This window comes from Anaerolineae bacterium, from assembly GCA_014360855.1.
GTDB lineage: Bacteria > Chloroflexota > Anaerolineae > JACIWP01 > JACIWP01 > JACIWP01.
In genome coordinates this window covers 1-7,766 of sequence record JACIWP010000149.1, presented here as the reverse complement: position 1 = coordinate 7,766, position 7,766 = coordinate 1, and the positions used below count along the sequence as shown (strand labels likewise).

6 protein-coding genes are annotated in these 7,766 nt (G+C 62.6%); 1 reads left to right on the top strand and 5 read right to left on the bottom strand.

Annotated elements, in window-relative coordinates; genetic code table 11:
* From H5T60_09110 to H5T60_09090, 5 genes are all read right to left on the bottom strand, one after another.
* Positions 1-910, bottom strand: a 910-nt coding sequence (locus H5T60_09110) for a PD40 domain-containing protein (GenBank protein MBC7242589.1), incomplete at its 3' end; no start/stop codon positions are given.
* Positions 911-926: 16 nt separating this feature from the next.
* The gene (locus tag H5T60_09105) at positions 927-2,168 is read right to left on the bottom strand and encodes an ABC transporter permease (protein MBC7242588.1); all 1,242 of its coding nucleotides are present in this window, start codon (positions 2,166-2,168) and stop codon (positions 927-929) included.
* 21 nt (positions 2,169-2,189) lie between these two features.
* Entirely contained in the window at positions 2,190-2,924 is a 735-nt protein-coding gene (locus H5T60_09100) for an ABC transporter ATP-binding protein (protein MBC7242587.1), read from the bottom strand.
* A 64-nt stretch (positions 2,925-2,988) separates the two neighbouring features.
* Positions 2,989-4,383 (bottom strand): efflux RND transporter periplasmic adaptor subunit, encoded by a 1,395-nt coding sequence (locus tag H5T60_09095; protein MBC7242586.1) that lies wholly within the window; start codon positions 4,381-4,383, stop codon positions 2,989-2,991.
* A 245-nt stretch (positions 4,384-4,628) separates the two neighbouring features.
* Complete coding sequence (locus H5T60_09090; GenBank protein ID MBC7242585.1) at positions 4,629-5,762, bottom strand: hypothetical protein; 1,134 nt, start codon at positions 5,760-5,762, stop codon at positions 4,629-4,631.
* Positions 5,763-6,426: 664 nt separating this feature from the next.
* Between H5T60_09090 and H5T60_09085 the strand changes: the two genes are divergently transcribed.
* On the top strand, positions 6,427-7,766 hold a 1,340-nt coding region (locus H5T60_09085; GenBank protein ID MBC7242584.1), incomplete at its 3' end, for an AAA family ATPase.

The following is a 7,766-nucleotide window of genomic DNA, read 5'->3' as shown; positions in this document are numbered from 1 at the left end:
GACGCACCATGTAGACCAGGCGCCGGCCGTCGGGAGCAAGGGCCGGCGATGCGACGTACAGCTCATCGGTCAGCGCGCGCTGTTCCCCTGTCTCCAGGTTGATCCGCTTCAGCCCCCGGTCGCCGGCATAGATGACCCACTTCCCATCGGGAGTGACCACCGGGCTGAAGCTGTGAAAATCGCTGGGCAGGTCGCGAAAGTCATCGCCGGCCGCCGTCACCACTGCCAGGCGCCAGTACTCATCGGCCGGGATATCGAAACAGCGGTAGCCAGGTATGCAGATGCGCTGGGGGTCCCGCCCCCCGTTCTGTCGAGAGAAGATAATGCGCTGGCCGTCCGGCGTCCAGGCCGGCAGGCGCGCCTGCCGGGTCCCGAAAAGCAGTCGCTCATCCGTCCCATCTGCCCGCATCACATATACCCCGGGGCGGTCCCCATCCCAGCGGGTGAAGGCGAAATGCTCGCCGTCGGGCGACCACACCGGATCCATGCCGGCGGTCAGCATCGTCAGCCCGGAACCGTCCGCATGAATGGTATAAATGGGACCGCCGGCGGAGAGCTGAAAGATGAACCGGCCGGCAAGCCGAGCCGTAGTGCCTGCCGCAGCGGAGGGTGTGGCGGCGGCCGGCGGCGTCGGGGTAGGGGCCGTCTGCTGGGCCTGGGCAGTGGCCGTCATGCGGGCATATATCCAGCGCGTAGGCGTCGGCTTCGGCGTGCGCGTCATGGTCGGGGTGGGTGAAACGGCCGGCACGCGGCTGATCGTTGGCGAAGGCAAGGGCGACTGCGCCGGCGCCTGCGTGGGCGTCAGCAAGACGGCGGTAGGGGCCGCTGGCCCACAGCCGGCGAGCGCCAGAAGCATCACGAACAGCAGATAAACGACATGAATTCGCAGTGTTCCCGAGTGCCTTCCCATATGGATATCCCCACTATCACTCATAGCGCAGGGCCTCGATGGGATTCAAGCGGGCGGCCCGCGAGGCCGGGTAAATGCCGAAGAACAGCCCGACGGCGGCGGAAAATCCGGTCGCCAGCAGAATGGCCTGGGGCGTAATGACGGTGGTCAGGTCGGCGGAAAGGCGGTCTACCACGAGCGCGCCGGCGATGCCCAGCATGATTCCGAACGCGCCGCCGATGAGCGACAGCACCAGCGCTTCGATCAGGAACTGGAGGAGGATATCGCGGCGTTTGGCACCGACCGCCTTGCGGATGCCGATCTCGCGCGTGCGCTCCGTGACGCTGACCAGCATGATATTCATGATGCCGATGCCGCCGACCAGCAGGGAGATGCCGGCGATGGCGCCGAGGAAGATGGTCAGCACACCAGTGATCTGCCCGAAAATATTGATGAGGTCAGCCTGGCTGATGACGGTGAAGTCGTTGTCATCCTCGGGCTTCAGGCGGTGAAGCTGACGCAGGACATCGGTGATGCCGGCGGCGACGCTGTCCATATGTTTCTGCGAGTCCACCTGGACGTCAATGACGCTGATGAGCGGCTCGCCGGCAGGACTGCGCCGGCTCGGATACAGGCGCTGTTGCGCCACGCTCAACGGCACCATGACCACGTCATCTTGACTGCCGAAGCTCCCGCCGCCCTTTTCCTTGAGCACGCCGATAACCCGGAACGGGATGCGGTTGATCTTGATGGTCTGCCCGATGGGATAGACATCCGGAGGGAAGAGCTTGCTGGCCAGCCGCCAGCCCAACACCGCGACTCGCGCGCCGGTGGCCTGGTGCTCTGGCGTAAGGAACATGCCGTCCGCCGGCTGATAGTTGCGCACCGGGCCGTACTCGGGGGTCGTGCCGATAAGCGTGGTGCGGATGGTAGTCTTGCCGTATTCCACGTCCGCCGTTCCCTGCAGGGAAGGCGCAATCGCGGTGATATGGGGCACTTCGTTGCGGATGGCGTCCACGTCGCGCAGGGTCAGGTAGGCGGCGGTGGTGAAGCGGGCGCCGGCGCCCATGCTCTGGATATTGCCGGGGAAAACGAACAGCAGGTTCGTCCCGATGCTTTCCAGGCTGGAGGTAACCAGCGTCTGCACCCCCTGCCCCACGGAAAGCAGGGTGATGACCGCCGCCACCCCGATGATGATGCCGAGCATGGTCAGGGCGGAGCGCAGTTTATTGGCGCTTAATCCTCGCAGTGCGATGCGCAGGCTTTCCAGAATGTACATCATCCCTTTTCCAACCTCATCTTATGTCAAGGAACCGGGCATACCCGCTTCCGCCGGCTCCAGGTACACACAGTCCGCCTCACGCGGCTCGTCGCTCTCCACCAGCCCATCCCGCAGGCGGATGATGCGGCGGGTGCAGGCCGCCACCTCCGGGTCATGGGTGACGAATACCACCGTGATGCCCTCCTGGCGGTTCAGACGCTGGAAGATAGCGACGATTTCCTTGCCCGATTTGCTGTCCAGGTTGCCCGTCGGTTCATCGGCCAGGATAATGGACGGGTGAGTCACCAAAGCCCGGGCGATAGCCACGCGCTGCTGCTGGCCGCCGGAAAGTTCCGTGGGGCGGTGATGGATGCGATCCCCGAGACCGACGGCCTCCAGGGCGGCGATAGCGCGCTCCCGGCGCTCCCGCAGTCCGACGCCGGCGTATATCAGCGGCAGTTCCACGTTCTGCAGGGCGGTCGTGCGCGGCAGGAGGTTGAAGTTCTGGAAGACGAAGCCAATGCGGCGGTTGCGGATGACCGCCAGGGCATTGTCGTCCAGCTCGCCCACATTGACGCCGTCCAGATAGTACTCACCCGAGGTCGGCTGGTCCAGACAGCCCAGGATGTTCATCAGGGTCGATTTGCCCGAACCGGACGGCCCCATGATGGAGAGGAGTTCTCCGCGGCGGATTTGCAGGGAGACGCCGCGCAGGGCCGGCACCTCCACCTCCCCCATGCGGTAGATTTTCACCACATCCCGCACGTCTATCAACACATGGTCATCTCTTGCGTCCATGCTCTATCCTCAAATGGTTCGACAGCCCGCTGGGGCGAGCCTAGCGGCCAAAGCCACTGCTTCCGAAGGTGCTCTGCAGTTGCTGGAGGGTGGAGACGGTGCGGATGATCACCTGGTCCCCCTCCGACAAGCCCTCGAGCACCTCACTTTCCTGGTCGCCGCGCAGGCCCAGCTTCACCTCCACCCGGGTAGGAGTGCCGCCGACCAGTTTCTCGACGAAAAATTGATTCGTCTGACGGTCGAACTGCAGGGCGCGGTTGAGGATGACCAGGGTATTTTCCCGCTGTTCCGTGACAATGTCGACGTTGGCAGTCATGCCGGCCCGCACCCGAGGGTCGGCCTGGTCTATGATAACCTTGACCTGATAGCTGGTGATACCGCCGACGGAGGTCGCCACCGGCGCGATATAATCCACATGGCCGGCGAGCTCCACACCCGGCAGGGCATCCAGCGTGACCCACGCTTGCTGGCCGACCGCGATGAGCGGGACATCCAACTCGTCCACGTTGACGTTGATATAGAACGACGAATCGTCGATCAGGAGGATGGCCGGCTGTCCCAAGGGGGCGGACTCCAGCTCTTTGATGTTGACCTGGGCGACGATGCCGGCGAACGGAGCGACCAGCCTGGCGCCATCTAGGGCATTGCGCGCCTTTTCCAGGTTGATCTCCGCCTGATGGACCTGCTCCCGGGCGATAGCCAGGTCTTCCTCGCTGGGGGATTTCAACAGACGTTGCAAATTGGCCCGGGCCTGCGCGACCTGGGCCTCGGCGGCCTTGATCTGACTCTCAGTAGCTCCCTGTGTGGCGAGCTGATAATTCGCCAGGGCGGCCTCGTACTGGATGGTGGCCTGCTGAAGCTGTAGGGACTGCGGCAGGGCGCCCACGCCGCCGACCCAGGCGACTTTATCATAGGCGGCCTGGGCCTGCTGGAGGGCGATACGCGCCTGCTCCAGGCTGGACTTGGCCACTGTGATTTCCTGTGGGGTCGGCCCTTGCTTCAGCTTGTTGAGCGAGGCCTCGGCGCTCTCCACGCTGGCGCGGGCGGCGGCGAGGTCCTCGGGGCTGGGGCCGGCCTCCGCCTTGGCAAGCTGAAGCTTGCTGATTTCCAGGGCGGACTCCGCCTGTTCCACCGCCAGCTGGTAATCGCGGTCATCCAGGCGCGCCAGCAGTTGCCCTTCCTTCACTCGGTCACCCGGTTGTACCAATACCTCGGCCACTGTGCCGGCGCTCCGAAAGCTCAGCGCCACCTGGCGATGGGGAGAAATAGTCCCTGTAGTGGTCACTTTGGACACCACCGTGCCGCGCTGTACGGTAACCACCTGATAGGCAGGCTCCTGGGAAGCGGCCTGCCGGCCGGTATAGTAATATACGCCTGCTCCGACGCCGATCAAGACCAGCAGGATGATAATCAGAATACGCCATGTCCGGTTCATGAACTGCCGCGCTGCCCTCCTCTTGTATCATTTCTGTCGTTCGCAACCGCACTAATAGACGCCGATGGGAACCGGTTTATTCGGCACGGCTCCGGAAAGGAGCACCAACGGCCGGCGTCCCTGGGTGCAAATAATTATCATATTCCAGACATATCTATTTGTCAAAACCGGAGTGGGGTATATGGCGCGCGGCAAGGGCGAGGGTCACTTGCCCGGTATCATCCTGGTAAGGAACAGCGCTGGGCTTAGTAGCGGCCGTAGCGGTCCACCAGCTCGCGCATCATGGTGATGCGGTATTCGGGTGCGCCGGGCGGCACTTGATCGCCGGCATTGGCGATGAGGCGGGGGCTGAGCCGGCGGATTTCCAGCCAGCGCAGTACGGCCTGGCGGAATTCCTCATCGCTGACCTCGGGGAGCCAGAGGTTCGGGGGGACGCCGCCGGAAAGGATCAGGTCGGGGCCGGCTTCCTGCCGGCACTGCTCCGGGGTCAAATCGCCCATCGGGGCAGGGGTGACGGCATCGGCACACGATGCGCCAAGCTCCGCGAAACAGCGCAGAATCCCCTTCAGCCGGCCGTCAATATGCACCGCGCTGAACTTGCCGGCGGCACGGATGCGGGAAATGGCCTCGCGGTAAAATGGTTCCGACCATTTCTTAAAGAAGTGCGGGGGCTGAATATCACTGCTGAAGTTATCCCCCATGATAATGACGTCGGCCGGGCTTTGGCATACCAGGTCCACCAGCTCCAGGACATTGGCGTTGATCTCGTCGATGACCTCGCGCATGACGTGCGGCATGTCCTGCACGGCATAGATGGTCTGTTCGATACCCATCCAGTAGGCCAGCAGGTGTCCCATGGCGCTGTAGCCGATGGGCATGTACACCACCCCCTGGTCGCCGACGGCATCCACCCAGGCTTCGTAGCGCTCCCAGCGAGGGATATAGCGCCGGCGGCCCAGGGCATAGGCCAGCACTCGCAGATCCTGCTCGGTGCGCACGCCCCACTGCGAGATGTTCCAGGAGTAGCTGTCCTCCTCCCAGCGGCGCTTGCGTTCGATGACCCCGATGGGCGTTTCGTAGCGCCAGGTGATCTCCGGGCCGGCGGGGGTCATGGTCTTGGTCGTGGTGGCGATCACGTCGGGCGGATAGACGACGTCATAAAACGCGCAGAGGTTGACGATGTAAAAACCGGCGCCGACCTTCCGGTGAAAGGCCAGCAGGTCCCACTCCACGTCGAGGTGCGCCTCCGACAGGTCCCAGGGGATGCGGTGTTTCTGATAGAACCAGTGGGACAGATCGAGGAAGAAGGGCACCTGGTCGGGTGTTTCGCCGCGGTAGACGGCAAGGATGCGCTGGCGTTCGGACATGGGCATGGACATGGCCGGCCTCCGGATGCTGGGAAAAAGCGATGCTTATCAGACCATATTATACCATGAGAGCTGGGCCGGTACAAATTCAGCGGGGTGGCAAACGGCGGCTTCCTGCATTCCGCACCGCGGAATGCCGGCGGGAAAGACACTAGTCCGAAAATTGTGCTCCCGTCCATGGCAAAATAGTGTATAATGCAAAATAGAGGAGCGGACGAGAGCAGCGCGGTGTGGAGAACAATATCTCCGCTTGTGCGAGCATCCTCTCATTTCCATACCAGGGCGGTTCGCCCTTCGGTGCACCTTGCAGAAGGTTGACAGAATGCATGGTCCGCGGCAGTCACAGGGGAGTTTGGCGCTCCCTCAACTGCGGCTTTACCTGCTGGGCCCGCCGGAAGTGGTGGGGGCGGGGTATTCCGTATCTATCTCCCGGCGCCAGGCTCGCGCTCTGCTGTTTCGACTTGCCAGCCGGCTTCAACCTGTTTCGCGCGAACACCTCTGCTTGCTCCTCTGGCCTGATGTTCCTGAGACAACAGCTCATAGAAATCTTTCCCATCTGCTGACCCACTTGCGCCGTGCGCTTCCCCACCCAGGACTGCTCCTGTCCTGTCCCGACCATATTGCGCTGGATCCAGTGCATGTATGGTCTGATGCCGCGGCTTTCGAGCGAGTATGCATGGATTCCTTTTCTCAGTCGAGCAAGTTTACCGGGGGGAAGACGGCCGGCGGGGAACATCCGGATAAAGATAGGGTTTGCAAAGCACTTCAGCAAGTTGTCGAGCTGTACCGGGGGCCTTTCCTGGACGGCTTCTCTCTGCCGGCGAATGCCGAGTATGAAGCCTGGCTGGAGATGGAGCGCCGCTCATGGGAGCAACGGTACTTGATAGCCTTGACAGCGCTTATTGAGCAGTTGACGGCCGCCGGCGCGTATGATTCCGCCATCCGCTATGCACAACGGTATCTCAAGGTTGATCCGCTGGCAGAGGATGTACACTGCCGGCTCATGGGTCTGTATGCCTCTATCGGGGATCGGACCGCGGCACTGCGGCAGTTTGTGAGCTGTGCAGAGCTTCTCAAGCGTGAATTGGGCGTGGAGCCTGCCCCGGCGTCTAAGGCCATATACCAGGCGATTCTGGAAGGGCGCTCCCCCGACTGTGCATTGGTCAGGCCAGCATGGAAGAGCTTGCCGAGGACAGAGGCGCCGCTGGTTGGCCGCCAGGAGACGATGGACTGGCTTCTCCAGATGTATGCGGAAGTCCAAATGGGTCGCGGTCGCGTCGTCTTAGTGTCCGGGGAGGCCGGCGTGGGCAAATCGCGCTTGATCCGGGATTTCCTGGCTCCCTTTTCTGATCGCTCGCTGATATTGGCCGGCCAGTGTTATCCCGGTGGGCGGGACATTCCCTATTACCCCATTGTCCAGGCCCTGCGCACTATTCTGAGCAAAGAGTCCAGGGACAAGGCCGAGCGAGAAGGGGAATCGCAGGGTCAGGAAGCCACAAAAAATATGACGTCCATCATTTGTGCATCTTTGCCCCGGCTTCCGCGTTTCTCTGCAGAGGTTTGGCTGGCAGAAGCTGCCAGACTGCTCCCCGACCTGCATACCATCTACGCGGGACTGCCTCCTCCGAGCCGGTGCGAACCCGAGGAATCGCGCACGCGGCTGTTTGAGGCACTTAGCCGGGTTGTGTGCGGCCTGGCGAATGTGTCCCGTTTTGTCGGGCGCCCCGCTCCCGCAATATTGTTTCTGGACGATATCCATTGGGCGGATGATGCGACGCTAGCGTGGTTAGGATACCTGGGACAGCAGATCCAAGGCCGGCCGCTGTTGGTAATCGGCACTTATCGCACGGAAGAGGCAGAAGCGGTTGATCGGTTGCGTCACACACTCTCTGTCCACGGGGTTCTGGCCGAGCTCAAGCTGGCAGAGCTGGGGTTGCCTTCTGTGCTTGAGCTACTCCGCTTTTTCATAGGGGATCGGGCTGAAGGGGAAGAGGCGGCCGCTGTCGCCTTCGCCGG

Excerpts from the sequence above, each read along its gene's own strand:
- H5T60_09105 (MBC7242588.1), bottom strand. The coding sequence starts at position 2,168 with ATGTACATTCTGGAAAGCCTGCGCATCGCACTGCGAGGATTAAGCGCC.
- H5T60_09095 (MBC7242586.1), bottom strand. The coding sequence starts at position 4,383 with ATGAACCGGACATGGCGTATTCTGATTATCATCCTGCTGGTCTTGATC.
- H5T60_09090 (MBC7242585.1), bottom strand. The coding sequence starts at position 5,762 with ATGTCCATGCCCATGTCCGAACGCCAGCGCATCCTTGCCGTCTACCGC.